Origin of the sequence: Mucilaginibacter segetis (genome assembly GCF_016522075.1) — a bacterium.
Lineage (GTDB): Bacteria > Bacteroidota > Bacteroidia > Sphingobacteriales > Sphingobacteriaceae > Mucilaginibacter > Mucilaginibacter segetis.
This window is the reverse complement of sequence record NZ_JAEHFW010000004.1, coordinates 174027-190581: the sequence shown is the minus strand read 5'-3', so window position 1 is coordinate 190581 and position 16555 is coordinate 174027. Positions and strand designations below refer to the sequence as shown.

Sequence of the window (16555 nt, the reverse complement as noted above, 5' to 3'; positions counted from 1 at the left end):
CTTTTTGCATCCCAGCTCGTGGTCTCCCACTTACCGTTACGCTGCATAATTTACTTCCTATCTCTTTTAAGAACTTTGCTCTTCACCATCACGGTTCAGATTTATAGTTGACCAATTTTACACTGGTTACTTTTCAAATTTTGATATCAAAAATCGCTTTTGATATTTCCCTTTCTTTTGGGACTGCAAAGGTACGAACCTTTTTGATTTCTGCAAACTTTATTTTTTTATTTTTTCAGCTTGCTTTTTCAGAGAACAGCCCGCATTATTTCGTTTGCGGGCTGCAAAGGTACGCACTCTTTTTAATTATGCAAATGGTTTATAAGAAATAATGTTAGTGTATTTTTAACACGCTGCAAATCAGCGTGAAATTTTTTTTAATAATCTATTAATAACCGCAACCCCGCCGGTATAAATACCGCATGTGTTCACATCTGCTATATCTATATCTATTTTCAGGTGCATAAAGGTCTGTATGCATCTTTACCCCGAGCAAGTTAAAATTCTGCAAATTGTTTTTTCCGCGGTCTTTATAACAAAGACCCATTGCTTTTCCTTACAAACTTCAATTGAACGAATGCCGGAATTCCAAAGGTGATAAATTGGTTTTGGTCTTAAACAGTTTACTAAAGGATTGCAGGTGCTCAAAGCCGAGTTCATAAGCGATCTCGCTGATGCTGAGATTGGTGGTAGACAATTTTTCTTTGGCCAGCTCGATCAGTTTATGGTGCAGGTGCTGCTGCATGTTTTGACCAGTGAGGGTTTTAAGCAGGCTGCTGAGATAACCAGGAGAAATGTTCAGTATTTCGGCGATATGGGTTACACTGGGCAAACCCTGCTTTGCTAAGGCGTCACTTTTAAAATAACGGTCAAGGTGGTCTTCCAGCCGTGTCAGTAGTTCATGACTTGATTTTTTACGGGTAATGAATTGCCGCTGGTAAAAACGTTCCGAATAGGTGAGCAATAACTCCAGTTGCGCAATGATCACGCTTTGGCTAAAACGGTCAATAGCGGTGTTATATTCCTGCTCGATCTGAGTTACAATAGCCGTCAGCATCGACTCTTCCTTTTCGGACAGGTACAGCGCCTCGTTGACCGAATAGCTGAAGAAGCCGTACTGCCTGATGTTTTTGGCCAGCGCCGTGTTCCACAGAAAGTCCGGGTGGATCAGGATCATCCAGCCTTCGGGCTTTTTCACCGGATGTTCCACGCTTTCCACACCAAACAATTGACCGGGCGACATAAAAAAGAGTACGCCGTCGTCATAATCACCCATTTGCTGACCGTACCGGAATTTGACGTGCTGCATTTTCTTCATCGAGATCCAGTAAAAGTCACCTACCATGCTGAAAGGCACCTCAGCGATCGGCAGGTTGATGTCTTCCATGTGGACTACACTGATCAGCGGATGTGCCGGCTTAGGCAAACCGGCAGCACGGTGGTAATCACCGATGGTGCTGAAACGGAAAGGCGTCGAATTGCTCATGATACAAGGTAATTATTTTTGATGGTATACCTGCGCAAACTCTTTGGCAAAATCCGCGAGTTTGACCTTACCCATTTTAGGGCTGTTGCGATGAAAGTTTTCCAACGGTTTGCCGCTGTGTATGGCGGCCTGCATTTCCACCAATGTTTCCGCCAGTTTTTCGGGTACTTTAGCCATTTTTAATCCCTGGAACATGGCTTTGTCGCTCAGCAATACCCATTTCAGCCAGGGTTTACCCACCGCACTGCCAATGATCCCGGCTGCTTCGTTGCAGGTCAGTTCCTCGCTGCCTACATAACGGATGGTGTTTTGTTCCGGCATCAGCACAAGTTCTTCTGCGACCGCCTCGGCAATATCTTTAGGAGATACGAAAATGATGCGGTCGTCCCCGCCGCAATTGCCCATCAGCAGACCTGATTTCCCGGTCAGCAGTGCCCAAAGCCCGGAATAACGCAGTGTGAGGAGTTTGCCCATCAGCCCTCTGCCTTTGATCAAATCGATGCTTTGATAGAAATTCGTATAAAATGACCCAGGGCGCATAAAGGTGATGGGGGCTTTCAGCCCGTTAAACTCATTTTCCACGTTTTCGCTTCTGATCAGGTCGGCTACCCAGCCGCTCATTACGACCACGCGCCTTACCTTCGTTGTGTTTAAAGCTTGCACATAGTTTTTGGCTATGCGACGCAGATACTCACCCAGGTCCGGCTCGGTAAAACTGAGCGGGATCATGGCATAAACCGCATCCGCACCCTGGAACTTTGTTGTCAGGAAATCAACATCGGCTATGGAACCTATAGCGGCCGACGCGCCCAGGGCTTCAATGGCAGTTTGTTTTTTAGGGTCACTGCTGATGACGGTTATGTGATGCCCCCGGGCGATCAATATTTCTGTCAGCGGCTGGCTGATGTTCCCTAAAGAACCGGTTATAACTAACTTCATCTTATTGGGTGTAAATGCCGTTTTCAATATCGGTTAACAGGAAAGGATGTGATGGCCGCCATTTCAGATTCTCCTGCGTCCATTTGCTCGATGATGGGCAATCGATCGCCGCCATGTGGGCAAACCAGCCGAAATGCCCCGCGGCTTCTTCAGGAGAAATGGATCTGACCGGCAATTTTAATTGGGCACCAATGGCCTCGGCGATGTCTTTAACGGTAATGCCTTCTTCCGTATTGGCATGGAAACGGTCTCCGGGCTTAGCCTGCTCCAATGCTAAACGATACAACAAGGCGGCATCCAGGCGGTGACCTGCGTTCCAGCGGTTCTGACCATCGCCGATATAGGCGGAAAAACCTTTTTCTCGCGCGAGGTTCACCAGGATAGGGATAAAACCATGTTTGTCCCCATCGCCATGCACGGAAGGCGGCAAGCGCAGGATAGCTGCACGGACGCCTCCAGCGGCAGCAGCTTCGGCCGCCCGTTCCGAGGCACGCGGCCAGGCGGGGTTGAACGACGACGGCACATCTTCAGTAGCCAGACTACCCGGGCTAACCAGGGCGGTGCCTGAAGTAACTATCAGTGGCCGGCCTGAACCGGCCAGTACGCTGGCCATTGTTTCGATGGCCCGCTCATCGACGGCGCACACTTCCGCAAAGCGGGTAAAGTCGTGGATAAAGCCGCAATGGATCACCCCCTCGCTTTCGGCTGCGCCTTTACGCAGGCTGTCCAGGTCTTCCAGATCGCCGTAGTGCACTTCGGCCCCGGCCGATTGTAACTTGGCGGCTGATGCTTCCGAACGCGCCAGCCCCAGTACCTGGTGACCGGCCCTCAATAATTCCTGCACAACTGCAGTACCTACGAAGCCCGAGGCTCCCGTAACAAATACTTTCATGTGGATTGCTGTTTGATGATACAAATAACCGTAGTGACCGGCAGAAAGATTTAGCCGAATCCATTTTTGGTTTAGCCGAAACCACCATAGGTTTGAATTTATTAACTTTGCCACATGACAGCGGAAATCCCCGGCGTGAATATGGCAGACCTGCGGCTGAAAGGCTTCCGGGTACATGCCCTTGGGGCCTCGCAGGAATTACCCTTGCGTCGCGGCCGCCCGATTTTTATAAGATGGGCCTTGTCAATGGCGACTTGACCGTGCAATACGACGGGGAATTGCTTGAACTCAACCAAACTTAAATGACTATAGATTAAATTCAAGACGATTAATTATCTTGCAGTTTCAATACCGAACCTTATGGATAGAAAATTACTTGCCATGATGCTTTTTCTACTTGCATCAATTACGGGTTATGCTGCCACAGGTCTACATATCGAAGTGGATCTGGAAAGCGCCAAAACTAATGTGTATTTATTAGAACGACATAGTGTCACAGACAAGCAGCTCAATGAAGCAGCCGGGCTCTACGGCAATCAGCAGCTTATTGCGAAGGTTAAAAGTTATAGCGGTGCCGGAAGGGATGTCTTCATCAGCACTCTAAAAGAAATGATTACCACCGGTAAGATCATGGGTGACGATCCTTATAACTGGCGCGGCGTCAAGGTAGCGCTGCCCGAAATCAGCAGTTTGCTTCGGGATATCAGCCAAAACAAAGCAGCTATGCTGAAGGATATAATGACCATGCTCGCTCCGTACACCCCCGCAACATTGGATGTATCAGTAAAGGCATGTTTTTTGGCAGGTGGCGGCGCCCTTGGTTTTACCATGGGCAAGGAGGCTACTTTTAACGTTGCCCTGCAAAAATTGAACGGGGATATTGATGCTACGAAACTGCTTGTGGCGCACGAACTCTATCATATTGTGCAGGATGCCGGGCAAAAGAAAAGGATGCCGCTAGCATGGGAGAAACCGGCCTACTACCAAGAAGCATCAGCAGCTCTGCTTGAAAATTTATGGTCAGAAGGAACGGCAAACCTAGTTGGGGACTTCGCCGGCTTTAAAGCCAACAGTCCCTTTGCCAGGGATCAGGTTGCCGAGTGGCAAAAGAATGCTGACCGCCGCCGGGAAAACTTTACGCTTTTTGAAGCCATTTTATATAAATGTTATAGCGATACAACCACAGAAAGGTACGAGCAATATTATAATGTTTGCTTCACTACGGCGTATGACGAGAGCAGTTATTTTGTGGGCTATGAGATGGCTAAAGCTATTCAAAAATACCGTGGCAAGGAAGCCCTGGCTACTTTTGTAACGGCCGACCCGATAACCTTTATTAAAACGTATCTGGATATCTGCCATGAAAATGCAGAAGATAAAAAACTCGTGCGTTTTGATGCAGCCACGGAAGCAATTGTTGAACGCTTGTTAAAGCTTCGGAGTGGGAAGGGTTGAGATCACCGACCTTCATCATCTATGTTACTTCATAAAAGACATGTTATGAAAACGTAGCCAGATATCGTGTAATCTCCACTAAAATGATATAAAAAAAGCGGCATACCAGAATTAAAACTGGATTTTGCCGCTTTCGCTTGTTTAGTAGCGGGGAGCAGGATCGAACTGCCGACCTTAGGGTTATGAATCCTACGCTCTAACCATCTGAGCTACCCCGCCGTTTTATTTCAGTGTTTCTGAAAAAGGTTTGCAAATATAGTAGAAATTCGCTTTCTTTAGAAAAAATGTTCAACATTTACACCCCTGATATTTGCTAACCATTAAACCGCATGGCCGAGAAGAAGAAATTTACCATTGAATACGAAGTAAAATCATCCCCAAGGATATTATATACCTTTTTAAATGAGGCTAATGGCTTAACCCAGTGGTTTGCTGATGATGTAAGCGTGCGCGACCAGATTTACACCTTTACCTGGGACGATGAAAAACAGAACGCAAAACTTGTTGCCGCTAAAGAGAATAAAATGGTTCGTTTTAAATGGATGGACGATGAGCCGCAATGTTATTTTGAAATGGAGATTGTGCAGGATGAACTTACCAATGATGTGGCTTTGAGTATTACCGATTTTGCCACAGAGGAAACCATTGCCGAACGCAAACAAATATGGGACAATCAAATTGATTACCTGATGAGCGTTTTAGGGGCTTAGGCAGTAAAATTCTTTACCTTTGTTTTTTGTAGCGATGCAATATGCTTATGCAAATTTAGTTATGCATATAGTAAACTTTTTGTATTGCTGAATACGGTGCCCTGATGAAGAAAATACATCTTTTACTGCTCAAATCATTTATAAGGCCGTTTATTGTCACTTTATTTATTGTGATGTTTGTGCTGTTGATGTTGTTTTTATTTAAATACATCGACGATTTAATAGGCAAGGGTTTTAAATGGTACATTATTTTAGAGTTGATGATGTACAACTCGGCTACTAATGTGGCTATGGCGCTGCCGCTATCGGTACTGCTTTCTTCCATCATGACGTATGGCAGCCTGGGTGAGAATTATGAGTTGGTTGCCATTAAATCTGCCGGGATATCGCTTCGCCGTGCAATGTACCCCATGATGGTGGTAGTGATCATATTAAGTATCGCGGCGTTTGCATTTTCGGATTACATGCTGCCGGTAGCTAATTTAAAATATTACTCCTTGCTGTACGATGCCCGCAAGCAAAAATCAGCCGATCTGTTACCCGAAAATATTTTCAGTAATCGCTTCCCCGGATATTCTATCAGGGTAAAAAGTAAAGACCCGGACGGGCAAACCCTGTATGGCATCATGATCTATCAGCATGGGGCGCTGGAGATAAACCAAACCGTGACTTTTGCAAGATCGGGCTTAATGTACCGTACCAAAGATGATCTTTACCTTATATTAAAACTTAAGGATGGTGTGCGGTACGAAGAAACTCCCGGAGAAACCAATTATAATCAGCGCCAGCGTTTAACAAGGGTTCGTTTTAAAGAAACTGAACAGCGGTTTCCGCTGTCGGAGTTCAAGATGAAACGAACAGATGAAAATGAGTTCCGGCAAGCTTCCATGATGATGAACCTGCGGCAACTGCGCCATTATGTGGATTCATCCCAAAAATATGTAGATAGTACTACTTTAACCAATTACAAACTGTTAACGCCTTATATTAAATATTTCAGCATACCTGCCAAATCAGATTCGGTAAAGAAATTTGTTCCTGCCGACAGTGTTTTAATATCCAGTTTCAGCGAAAAGCTGAACGCGCTTAATAATTCGGCCAGCGAGGTACTGCGTGTACAGGATGTATTGCGTAACCGTACCGATAATTATAAGGAAACCTCCAAAAGCATCCGCAGGTATGTTATGGAGTATCAAAAAAAATTCACCCTGGGGGCGGCGTGTATAGTACTGTTTTTAATAGGCGCGCCGCTGGGCGCAATTATACGTAAAGGTGGCTTAGGGCTTCCGGTGGTGATATCGGTAATTTTTTTCCTGCTGTATTATATAATTTCCACTATCGGAGAAAAATCCGCTAAGGAGGGCGACCTGTCTCCGCTTGTAGGTGCCTGGATAGCCATCATCATGCTTTTTCCCATCGGTGTGTTTTTAACTTATAAAGCCGCTACCGACTCTGCACTATTTGATATGGAGGTATATAAACGCTTTTTTAAACGTTTGCGGTTTAAACGGCCGGATTAACCCTCTCTATAGTTTTACAAAATACCGACCTTATTAACTTAATTATCCGTTAAATTTGCCTTTATCAGCAAAGCTGATTTCCAAAAAAGTAGAAATGTTAAATACCATACCCGAGGCAATAGAGGCTATAAAAGCCGGGAAAACCATTATAGTGGTTGATGATGAGGATCGTGAGAACGAAGGCGACTTTTTAACATCGGCGCGTAACGCAACGCCAGAAACCATTAACTTTATGGTACGTTACGGACGTGGGTTGGTTTGCGCGCCTATAACAAGGCAGCGGGCCATAGAGCTTGATCTGGAACCGATGGTGAGCCATAATACCACATCACATGAAACCAACTTTACGGTTTCGGTAGATTTGTTGGGCAATGGCTGTACAACCGGAATATCGGCTACGGATCGTTCAAAAACCACATTAGCGCTTATTGATCCGGCTACGGTACCGGCTGATCTGGGCAGGCCGGGGCATATTTTCCCGCTCATAGCAAAGGATGGCGGTGTGCTGAGGCGATCAGGCCACACTGAGGCTGCTATAGATCTTTCTGTTTTGGCCGGGTTTGAGCCTGCAGGGGTTATCTGCGAAATAATGAAGGAAGACGGCGATATGGCACGGTTACCTGAGTTGTTACAGATGGCCAAGGAGTTTGATCTGAAGATCGTATCAATAAAAGATCTTATTGCTTACCGTTTAGCTACGGAATCGCTGGTACAAAAAGAGGTATCGGTTAAAATGCCAACGCAGTGGGGTGATTTTGATATGATAGCTTATACGCAGTTAGATACCGGGGAAAACCATTTAGCTTTAGTTAAGGGTGAATGGGAACCGGATGAGCCTATAATGGTGCGAGTGCACAGCTCATGTGTAACCGGTGATATTTTTGGTTCATGCCGCTGCGACTGCGGCCCACAATTGCATAAGGCAATGGAGATCATAAGTCAGGAAGGCAAGGGCGTTATTGTTTATATGAACCAGGAGGGCCGGGGTATAGGGTTGATAAATAAATTAAAAGCCTATCACCTCCAGGAAAATGGTTTGGATACCGTAGAAGCCAACATTAAACTCGGCTTTGGTATGGATCAGCGTGATTATGGTATAGGCGCTCAGATTTTACGCAGCCTGGGTATATCAAAAATGAGGTTGCTTACCAATAATCCCAAAAAACGGGCCGGCCTTATAGGCTATGGTTTAGAGGTGGTAGAAAATATACCTATCGAGATTGCCTCCAACCCGCATAACGAAGCATATTTGAGAACCAAGCGCGATAAAATGGATCATGCCATTATGCGGGAGCATTAATCTTCATCATCGGGCGGACTCACTACAACCGGCGTTGTTGAATTAGCCGGAACGGGTAATGGTTTAACCGGTGGATTTTTACGCCCCTGCCTGAAAATATTACGGAAAAATTCTTTAAAGGAGTCGAAATCGCGTTGATAAACCAAGCCCACGCCATTTACATATTGCACGCCTAACTGGTCGTTTATGGTATTAAGCGTTGTACTGTTTAATGCGCGATAAGAGTACTTAGCCCGCAGGTTACCGTCTTTTCTGATCAGGTACTGTATCTCAAAATCTTTTGATAAGGTGCTGAAATCCGAATTAAAAAAGCTGGTTTTGTTATTAAACAAATCGCTTGTACCGGTATTGGTATAAAAGCTGCCGTTGAGTAACAACCTGTCATTTAAAAACCTGAACCCCACGCTGGCATCATTAAACGAGCGTATGTTAAGGTCGAAGTTTTTAATATTTGACTGAGATATAAAACTGTTTAGTTTATTAAAGGCAAATTCGCTTACCGCCTCACCGGCTGTACCTAAAACCTGATTAGTTAAATTACTGCCTGTTCCTGAGGCAAAATTACGCCTAACAATTATACTAAGTGCCTGCTGGCTGCGGTTATTATTATCCGCAAGGTAGGTGTTCAGGTCATCCTTAATTGATGGGTCGACCGGGAAGTTAAAATTGAAATCGATATTTGGCTGCAATAACGATTTGGTGATAATCAACTCCGCCTGCACCAGTACCTGTTTGTGCCCCTGGGGTGATTGTAAACCCGCCGCGGTATACAGCGGTGCAATATCCGTACGCACTTCATAAAGCGCCTTTAAATTGATCTCGGCGTTATTGGGATCGCCTGTCCATTTAATGCTGCCGCCCTGGTTAACTATAAAGTTCTTACTGATAAAATCCTTGGCGGTAAATTCAAACTTACCCGAGGTTATTAAAAAATCACCAAACATCTCGAAATCGCCCAGGCTGTTTATATTCAGTTTTAAATTTTTCGCCTGCCCGGTACCTTCTAAAACGCCATAATCTGTAGTGATCCGCACAGTTGTTTTCTCGTCAACGGTGAGGTCGAAATTAAGGGTAACACCATTAAACGCGTTTACCTTATCAACTACTTTTCTGGCGGTATCATTATGGTCAACAAAGCGGATAAAGTCATAATCAGACGCTATAGATGAAGTGTTAAGCGGAATATTAAATATGGTACCTGCCTCGGTGCTGGCTTTAATATCTATCTTCATATTATCAACCGGGCCGTTAAAACTAAACCTGCCCGAACCATAGGCTGTACCGTAATACAAGTGATTATCCTTAAAAGTGGTATTTAAGGCCATTATGTTATCGGCATCCAGCGTAACATTTATAACCGGATTTGATATGGTGTTCAGATCGATGGTCCCATTTGCGGTACCTTTCCCATTCTTTATATCCTTAAGCACCATGTTATCAATGTTTATTACACTATTGGTAACACTCAGCTCATCGTTTACGGTATAGGCGGTATTCAGGTAATCTACAGTAACCCCGGTATTATTTAATGAAAGATTGCCGTTAAGCTCCGGGTTTGACGGAGAGCCCGATAACTTCAGGTCGGCCGATACGGTACCCTTAAGATCAGATACCAAACCCTTAACAAAAGGTTCGAAGATAATGGCTTCGGTATGGTCCATCTTTACATCAAAGTCAAGATTGTCCCCCGCCCCGTGCCCTAAGGTGTAGATGCCGGCAATATTCATGGTTTCTAATCCCTGGTGAGTAATATTTAGTTTAACATTTGCTTCTTCGCGCTCGTTGTCAAGTGTCGAAGCTATTTTTACATCCCCTACCAGGGTTTTATTCATTATCAGGGAATCAATACCTAAGTTGGCATCTATCCCCGGCGATTTAATGATGGATGTAAATACCACATCACCGTTTAAAGATCCTTTTAGCAGTACCCCGCCCGATTTAGTAAGCTGATTTAAGGTGGACATATTGAACTTTTCAAATGACAGCTTTAGTTTATCTGCCGGATTATCGGATATAAAGCCATTTACTCTTACCTTCTGTAATCCGTTAGACATCTCGAAGCCGGACACCTGTGTTTTTCCATCCAGCAGCCGGATCCGTACCTGCTCCTGGATTCTCCAGTTTTGGTTTTCGAGTATAACATCGGAAGGAAGTATTTTTAGCTTGGCTGTAGTATCGCGCCCGAACTCCACCAAACCATACAAATCCAACTGGTTGGTAGCCGTTTTGTCTGAAAGTTTTACGTTAAAATTAAGGCTATCGTTTTTCAGGAAATTGGAGACGGTGATATTTTTTATAAATAAGCTGTCGGTAAGGTCAACTTTACTCAAAGACACGTTAAGGCCTAAAAATTCGTCATCAGTTCCTTCATCAATAATAAAATCATGGAAAACTATTTTGCCCAGCTTTATGGTTTTGATGTACCCGTTCAATGTAGCAGTTTTATCATCTGAATTAAACTTCCCTACAAAATTCCCCTGGTCGGGCACTTTAAGATCCGGCATAAACAATGCGGTAAAGGGATCAAGATTCTTAAGTTTCAGATTAAAATCAAATCGCTGCGGCTTGGGCGGCGTAATATCTGTTTGTATGGATGGGATATACTTTTTTACAATGGTTTTAAAGTATGACGGAAGTGTGGCAAGGTCAAAACTACCTTGTATGCTGCCATCCGCCACATCAGATTTTAAGGCAATAATGCGGCTGTCGCCCTTGCCGTTTGCACTTAATGATACGGTATCCACAAAATAAGTATTGTGCGGATCAGAAAACTTTATTTTGGTAAGCAGAATGCTGCCATCCAGATTTTCGAGGCTATTACCGGAGAAGTCGGAGTTTATATCCGTATTAAAAGTTACGGTATCCTTAAGCAGTTTTAGCGTACGTAACTTAGCATTACTGATATTACCGGTAAGGTTATACACCGGCAGTTTAGGTTTCAGGTCAACACTCCCCTGCAGATCAAGCTGTATATTCTTATCATTAACGGTTAAATGGCCGTTAGCCTTTTTATTTATAAAACTGCCCCTGGTTACCAGGTTATTGTAGTTGTAGCCGTTAAAGCCTAAATAACTTATGCGCGCATCACCACTTGCTGAAAGCGTATTTAACTCATCACCGTGTCCCTGAACGTTAGCTGATAAGGTAGTCCGCCCAAATTTCTGATCGTTCAGCAGTGTACCCAAATTGAAATTCACGGCGCGTATTTTACCACTGTAACTTGGTACGCCAGCCTTGCTTATCTTCAGGTTCAGATCCGGATCGAACCGGCCAAGTTTGGTTTTAAAAGTACCAAAGGCTACAAAATCGTTTTGCAAGCCGGTAAACCTTCCGGTAAAATTAATATTGCCAAATTTGCCTACTATATCGGGTACATGCGAGTTGGGTTGCCCGGTAAAATGGCTGTATAAATAATCAAGATCTTTTTTATTGGTGGCGATCTGATCAAACTGCAGTTGTAAAAAAGTATTCTCCCAGTCGGGCAATCCTATCAGTTCAAAATTGCCTTTTACAAATGTTGCCTGCCCGGCAGTAACCAGCAGGTTTTTGGCTTTCAGATTATTAACGCGGCCGCTTATACGCCCGTCAACACCCAATTCAAAATTAATCTTCCCTAAAGATGTGGTAAAATAAGCTATGTCCTTTGAGGAGAGATGCGATGATTTAAGATCCGCATCCATCGTTACCTTGGTTTCAATGTCCGAAATATCATCGAATGATTTAAACTTCATCCGGAAGTAGTTCTTCACATTTGAATTTGGCGTAACTATGCTCAGGTTTTGAAAAAGCAGCTGGTTAGTATCAATAGTTGCTACCGAGGTGAGGCTTTTAACATAGAAACCGCTTTTTTCGCGCAGGGTAAACTTGTTTATGTTAGCTTTAAACAGATGATCTTTAATATTAATGTCGCGTAATACGGTGGTAAAGTTGCGCACATCAATATCGTTAAAGTTGATGCCGTTAACTGCTTTATCCTTTAAAAGGTTTTTATACCTGAAGTGGAAATTATTAACACCTATCCGATCGAACTCAACTGTCCATGGCTTTCCCTTAGTTTTAGCAGAGTCGGCAGTAGTATCTGCGGAATTAAAATAATCAAGTACAAACTGCAGATTAGTAACACTATCCTTTTGTTTTTTCAGATAAAAGGAGCCATTATCAAGCTGGATGGATTTGAAAGTTATCAGCTTTTTTGAAAGGCTGTTAAACAATGAAAACCCGGTGATCTCTACGGTAAGTTTCGGCGTATTAAGCAATGTATCCTGCTGCCTGTCCAATATGTAGAAATCTTCCAGCACTACCGAAGAAAATGGCTTCAGGTAGATGCTTTTTATATCCACCTTTGTTTTAAGCTTTTCTGATAAATAAGCGGTGGCTTTTTTTGCAGCCCACGTTTGCACCGGTTTATACTGAAAAAGCAACAACAGAATGCTTATCATCAGTAAAATTATCAGTACAATGCTTAACGCTATTTTGAGTAGTTTTTTAATAACTTTGTATTTAATTAAAAGTTCAAAAGTAAAAATTCAAAAACGTTTAAAGTGTTTTACTTCTGAATTAATAAAGTTTATTAACAGCCCGGTCTTTTTTTATACAGACTTTAGGCTTTTAACGTAAAAAAGTGCCTGTAATTTTAGGAATCGAATCTTCATGTGATGAAACATCCGCCGCAGTTTGTGTTGATGGCGTTATGTTAAGCAATGTAATTGCTAATCAAACCATACACGAGGCTTACGGCGGTGTTGTCCCCGAGCTTGCCTCAAGGGTTCATCAGCAAAATATTGTCCCTGCTGTGCAACAAGCATTATCAAACGCAAAAGTAAACAAAAATGATATTGATGCAGTAGCATTTACGCGCGGGCCCGGACTTTTAGGTTCACTTTTAGTTGGTGTATCGTTTGCTAAGGCTTTTGCACTGGCTAAAAATCTGCCGCTGATCGAAATAAATCACATGCAGGCGCATATTCTGGCACATTTTATAGCAGAAGACAAGCCTTCTTTTCCATTTTTGTGCCTTACGGTATCCGGAGGGCATACGCAGATAGTTTTGGTGAAAGACTATTTTGATATGGAGATAATAGGACAAACCCTTGACGATGCCGCCGGTGAGGCTATGGATAAGACCAGTAAGATTTTGGGCTTGCCGTATCCGGGAGGCCCGCTGATTGATAAAAACGCGCGATTAGGCAATCCCGAGGCATATAAATTCCCTGAACCACAGATACCGGGTTTCGATTTCAGTTTCAGCGGATTAAAAACCTCCATTCTGTATTTTATAAGGGATAATATTGCCGCCGACCCGGATTTTATACAAAAGAACTTAGCTGATATTTGCGCATCTGTTGAAAAACGGATAGCCTCTATCTTATTAAATAAATTGCAAAAGGCCGCTATGCAGTATAACATTAAAGATATTGCACTTGCCGGAGGTGTATCTGCCAATACGGGTTTAAGGCAGGGGCTTTTGGAAATGGGCGCTAAAAACGGGTGGAAGTGCTTTATTCCTAAATTTGAATATTGTACCGATAATGCTGCCATGATTGCTATTGCCGGATATTATAAATATTTAAAAGGAGAATTTGCAGACCAGCATATAGCACCAATGGCCAGGATGCCTTTTTAATTTAAAAACAATCAAATGAATATACCATCACTTATTTTTTGGGCAGTTTTTGTTTTGCCTTTAGTAGCCTTTTTAGTTTGGGTTATGAAACAGGACAGACGTAAAGGCACTGCCGGCCTTATTATTTTAGCCATTATGGTTATTGGCTGTATTGCTTACATGTACTGGAAAACCGGGGGTAAGTAAGCTTTTATTATTCAAAAGCCACAACCCGCTGGCACGATTCTCCCAAACCGTCTATCCCCAAGGTTACCGTATCACCGGGCTTTAAGTAAACTGGCGGGTTATATCCCATGCCCACACCTGCCGGCGTCCCGGTAGATATTACGTCGCCGGGTAATAGTGTCATAAAACGACTGATGTATGATACCATATAAGGCACATTAAATATAAGGTTAGCGGTATTGCCGTCCTGCATTAATTGCCCATTCAGCTTTAGCCAGATCCGCAGACCATGGATATCGCTTATCTCGTCGGTTGTCACCATATAAGGGCCAAGCGGAGCAAAGGTATCACAGCCTTTTCCTTTATCCCAGGTGCCGCCACGTTCTAATTGGAACTCCCGTTCCGATACATCATTGTGTAAACAATATCCCGCTATATGTTCCATCGCATCTTCGGCTGATATATATGATGCTTTTTTACCGATAACAATGGCCAACTCAACTTCCCAATCCGTTTTTACAGAATCCTTAGGAATAATAATATCATCAAACGGGCCGGTTATAGCCGAGGTAGATTTTAAGAATACCACAGGTTCGTGAGGCAACGGAATTTGCATTTCTGCCGCATGATCTTTATAGTTAAGCCCCACGCAAACTATTTTTGATGGCCGCGCTACCGGGCATGCTAAACGTTCATTAGCTGCAATTCCTGTAAGCGAGGATTTATTAGTGTTTATAAATTCCTTCAAACGGATTAGTCCGTCCGTGGCAAAAAAATGCTCATCATAGTCCTGTCCGAAACCGGAGGTATCGAATTTGGTACCGTTAATCTCCACTCCTGTTTTTTCGTTGCCGGGTTGTCCGTATCGTATCAGTTTCATGATATCTGCAAAAGTTCAAGTAAAAAAAATCCCCCAATTCAGGGGGATCGAATATTGGGGTTTGATTTATTTAGTGATCAAATTATACAGTTCATCCAATTTGGGTGAAAGCACAATCTCGATCCGCCGATTTTTTGATCGGGCCTCGTTAGTATCTGAAGGATCAATAGGCTGGTATTCACCCTTACCTGTAGCAGTTAATCTGTGCGGATCAACATTCTCCACGTCGGTCAGATACCGGGTAACCGATGTAGCGCGTAATACACTGAGATCCCAATTATCTTTTATCTGTCCCAGATTAATTACCTTTTTATTATCAGTATGCCCCTCAACGGCTATATTAATATCAGGTTCTTTATTCAGCACAGCCGCCAGTTGCTGTAAGGCCATTTTTCCGCGATCGTCAATTACTATACTACCCGAAGGAAATAACAACTTATCGGTTAATGATACGTATACCTTACCATTCCGTATATCTACGCTTAAACCGCTCTGTTGAAATCCTAATAAGGCTTTTTGCAGCTTATCCCTCAAAGCGTTAGTAGCCTCATCGCGCTTGCGTAAAATATCTTCCACTTCTTTTAACCTGGCTTCGCGCTTTTGCAGATCTGCCGACAGCTGATTTACTTTTGATGAAGTAGCACTGTAGGTATTATTCAGTTTATTATAATTGTCATTAAGCCTTGCCAAATCCCGGTTCAGGTTCGCGGTATCAGCCTTTAATCCCGCTATCTCTTTCTTCAGGTTGTAAACTTCCTCTTCCAGGGTAACCGTACGCGAGGACAATGAATCGCGTTGTGCAACTAACGCTTTATACTTTTTAGGTGACATCACCACGCAGGAGTGTAATGTTAAAAGAAGTGCTGCGGCTAAAAGGCAATATTTTATCTTCATACTATTAAGGTTTAATATTTTAAGCTATGGCTGTTTTTAAAAACACATTCAAAGGATAAATTTTACTGCATAAACCAACTATTTCATCGGCTATGTTATTTTTAAGCAGTGCTTTATCCGTTAAAGGATGGGTAACTATAAAGCTTTTCAATTTAAGTAAGGCTATATTTTCGTTATCAGCATCATAATCTCGCGGGGCGGTTTTAAGTTGCTCCTGTGATCTAAATTCGCCAAATAAGTTTATAAATTCCTTATCGTCAATTATTTTTTTCAGATCAGCAGCATTATAATCTATTTCCTGTCTTATTGCCTTCAGGTGATCTCCCTGAGGCATCCAGTAACCACCCGCTATGAAAGATTTGCCCGGCTGTATATGTAAATAGTATTCCACACCGCCCAACCTTAAGCCGGAAGATGGGATGCTCACTCCAAAATTATTTTTATAGGGCGTTTTATTTTTGCTGAACCGTATATCGCGGTATATGCGCATAACGCATTTCTTGGGATCGAGGTCCGGGTTAACGCCGGCATCAATTAAATGCAGTTTACTTATAATATCGCCCGTTAGGCCTATCACATTTTCGCGGGCCTCGTCGTACCTTTCCTTATTCGCTAAAAACCAATCCCGGTTGTTATTGACAACAAGGTCTTTTAAAAAAGTTAATGTTTGCTTTTGTATCACCTGTTATGC

14 protein-coding genes and 1 tRNA gene are annotated in these 16555 nt (G+C 43.2%); 7 read left to right on the top strand and 8 right to left on the bottom strand.

The window, feature by feature from the left end; translation table 11 throughout:
* Positions 1 to 565: 565 nt before the first annotated feature.
* The 3 genes from I5M19_RS18515 to I5M19_RS18505 all read right to left on the bottom strand — a co-directional run bounded on the left by I5M19_RS18515 (position 566) and on the right by I5M19_RS18505 (position 3317).
* Positions 566 to 1318, bottom strand: coding sequence for a helix-turn-helix domain-containing protein (locus tag I5M19_RS18515; protein ID WP_235985892.1), 753 nt, complete (start codon positions 1316 to 1318; stop codon positions 566 to 568).
* Positions 1319 to 1498: 180 nt separating this feature from the next.
* Positions 1499 to 2425: an NAD(P)H-binding protein gene (locus I5M19_RS18510; RefSeq protein WP_200067864.1), complete on the bottom strand. Its 927-nt coding sequence runs from the start codon at positions 2423 to 2425 to the stop codon at positions 1499 to 1501.
* A 1-nt stretch (position 2426) separates the two neighbouring features.
* The gene (locus I5M19_RS18505; protein WP_200067863.1) at positions 2427 to 3317 is read right to left on the bottom strand and encodes an SDR family oxidoreductase; all 891 of its coding nucleotides are present in this window, start codon (positions 3315 to 3317) and stop codon (positions 2427 to 2429) included.
* Between the two features lie 5 nt (positions 3318 to 3322).
* On the opposite strand from I5M19_RS18505, the gene I5M19_RS18500 reads away from it, so the two are divergent.
* Together I5M19_RS18500 and I5M19_RS18495 are read left to right on the top strand one after the other, a co-directional pair.
* Positions 3323 to 3619 carry a hypothetical protein gene (locus I5M19_RS18500; RefSeq protein WP_200067862.1) on the top strand — a complete coding sequence of 99 codons (297 nt, stop codon included), beginning with the start codon at positions 3323 to 3325 and terminating at the stop codon, positions 3617 to 3619.
* Positions 3620 to 3677: 58 nt separating this feature from the next.
* A complete protein-coding gene (locus I5M19_RS18495) occupies positions 3678 to 4772 on the top strand; it encodes a DUF5700 domain-containing putative Zn-dependent protease (protein ID WP_200067861.1) in 1095 nt (364 codons plus the stop codon).
* Positions 4773 to 4917: 145 nt separating this feature from the next.
* Here I5M19_RS18495 and I5M19_RS18490 read toward each other — a convergent pair.
* A tRNA-Met gene (locus I5M19_RS18490) sits at positions 4918 to 4991 on the bottom strand.
* A 110-nt stretch (positions 4992 to 5101) separates the two neighbouring features.
* Between I5M19_RS18490 and I5M19_RS18485 the strand changes: the two genes are divergently transcribed.
* The 3 genes from I5M19_RS18485 to I5M19_RS18475 all read left to right on the top strand — a co-directional run bounded on the left by I5M19_RS18485 (position 5102) and on the right by I5M19_RS18475 (position 8302).
* Complete coding sequence (locus I5M19_RS18485) at positions 5102 to 5482, top strand: START-like domain-containing protein (RefSeq protein ID WP_200067860.1); 381 nt, start codon at positions 5102 to 5104, stop codon at positions 5480 to 5482.
* Between the two features lie 104 nt (positions 5483 to 5586).
* Positions 5587 to 7002, top strand: coding sequence for an LptF/LptG family permease (locus I5M19_RS18480; protein ID WP_200067859.1), 1416 nt, complete (start codon positions 5587 to 5589; stop codon positions 7000 to 7002).
* A gap of 94 nt (positions 7003 to 7096) precedes the next feature.
* Positions 7097 to 8302 carry a bifunctional 3,4-dihydroxy-2-butanone-4-phosphate synthase/GTP cyclohydrolase II gene (locus tag I5M19_RS18475; RefSeq protein ID WP_200067858.1) on the top strand — a complete coding sequence of 402 codons (1206 nt, stop codon included), beginning with the start codon at positions 7097 to 7099 and terminating at the stop codon, positions 8300 to 8302.
* Here the strand turns inward: I5M19_RS18475 and I5M19_RS18470 are convergent.
* On the bottom strand, positions 8299 to 12741 hold the full coding sequence (locus tag I5M19_RS18470; protein WP_200067857.1) for a translocation/assembly module TamB domain-containing protein: 4443 nt from the start codon (positions 12739 to 12741) through the stop codon (positions 8299 to 8301). The genes I5M19_RS18475 and I5M19_RS18470 overlap by 4 nt on opposite strands.
* Before the next feature lie 182 nt (positions 12742 to 12923).
* On the opposite strand from I5M19_RS18470, the gene tsaD reads away from it, so the two are divergent.
* Both tsaD and I5M19_RS18460 read left to right on the top strand, forming a co-directional pair.
* On the top strand, positions 12924 to 13925 hold the full coding sequence (tsaD, locus tag I5M19_RS18465; RefSeq protein ID WP_200067856.1) for a tRNA (adenosine(37)-N6)-threonylcarbamoyltransferase complex transferase subunit TsaD: 1002 nt from the start codon (positions 12924 to 12926) through the stop codon (positions 13923 to 13925).
* A gap of 15 nt (positions 13926 to 13940) precedes the next feature.
* Positions 13941 to 14111 carry a hypothetical protein gene (locus I5M19_RS18460; RefSeq protein WP_200067855.1) on the top strand — a complete coding sequence of 57 codons (171 nt, stop codon included), beginning with the start codon at positions 13941 to 13943 and terminating at the stop codon, positions 14109 to 14111.
* A gap of 7 nt (positions 14112 to 14118) precedes the next feature.
* On the opposite strand, the gene I5M19_RS18455 is transcribed toward I5M19_RS18460, so the two are convergent.
* The 3 genes from I5M19_RS18455 to I5M19_RS18445 form a co-directional block, all read right to left on the bottom strand.
* Complete coding sequence (locus I5M19_RS18455) at positions 14119 to 14970, bottom strand: fumarylacetoacetate hydrolase family protein (RefSeq protein WP_200067854.1); 852 nt, start codon at positions 14968 to 14970, stop codon at positions 14119 to 14121.
* 66 nt (positions 14971 to 15036) lie between these two features.
* Complete coding sequence (locus I5M19_RS18450) at positions 15037 to 15864, bottom strand: OmpA family protein (protein WP_200067853.1); 828 nt, start codon at positions 15862 to 15864, stop codon at positions 15037 to 15039.
* Positions 15865 to 15883: 19 nt separating this feature from the next.
* Positions 15884 to 16546: a DUF2461 domain-containing protein gene (locus I5M19_RS18445; RefSeq protein ID WP_200067852.1), complete on the bottom strand. Its 663-nt coding sequence runs from the start codon at positions 16544 to 16546 to the stop codon at positions 15884 to 15886.
* Positions 16547 to 16555 lie beyond the last annotated feature (9 nt).

Coding starts and splice junctions, on each gene's coding strand:
- I5M19_RS18495 (WP_200067861.1), top strand. CDS start 3,678: ATGGATAGAAAATTACTTGCCATGATGCTTTTTCTACTTGCATCAATT.
- I5M19_RS18460 (WP_200067855.1), top strand. CDS start 13,941: ATGAATATACCATCACTTATTTTTTGGGCAGTTTTTGTTTTGCCTTTA.
- I5M19_RS18505 (WP_200067863.1), bottom strand. CDS start 3,317: ATGAAAGTATTTGTTACGGGAGCCTCGGGCTTCGTAGGTACTGCAGTT.
- I5M19_RS18455 (WP_200067854.1), bottom strand. CDS start 14,970: ATGAAACTGATACGATACGGACAACCCGGCAACGAAAAAACAGGAGTG.
- I5M19_RS18515 (WP_235985892.1), bottom strand. CDS start 1,318: ATGAAGAAAATGCAGCACGTCAAATTCCGGTACGGTCAGCAAATGGGT.
- I5M19_RS18485 (WP_200067860.1), top strand. CDS start 5,102: ATGGCCGAGAAGAAGAAATTTACCATTGAATACGAAGTAAAATCATCC.
- I5M19_RS18470 (WP_200067857.1), bottom strand. CDS start 12,741: ATGATAAGCATTCTGTTGTTGCTTTTTCAGTATAAACCGGTGCAAACG.
- I5M19_RS18510 (WP_200067864.1), bottom strand. CDS start 2,425: ATGAAGTTAGTTATAACCGGTTCTTTAGGGAACATCAGCCAGCCGCTG.
- I5M19_RS18450 (WP_200067853.1), bottom strand. CDS start 15,864: ATGAAGATAAAATATTGCCTTTTAGCCGCAGCACTTCTTTTAACATTA.
- I5M19_RS18475 (WP_200067858.1), top strand. CDS start 7,097: ATGTTAAATACCATACCCGAGGCAATAGAGGCTATAAAAGCCGGGAAA.
- I5M19_RS18480 (WP_200067859.1), top strand. CDS start 5,587: ATGAAGAAAATACATCTTTTACTGCTCAAATCATTTATAAGGCCGTTT.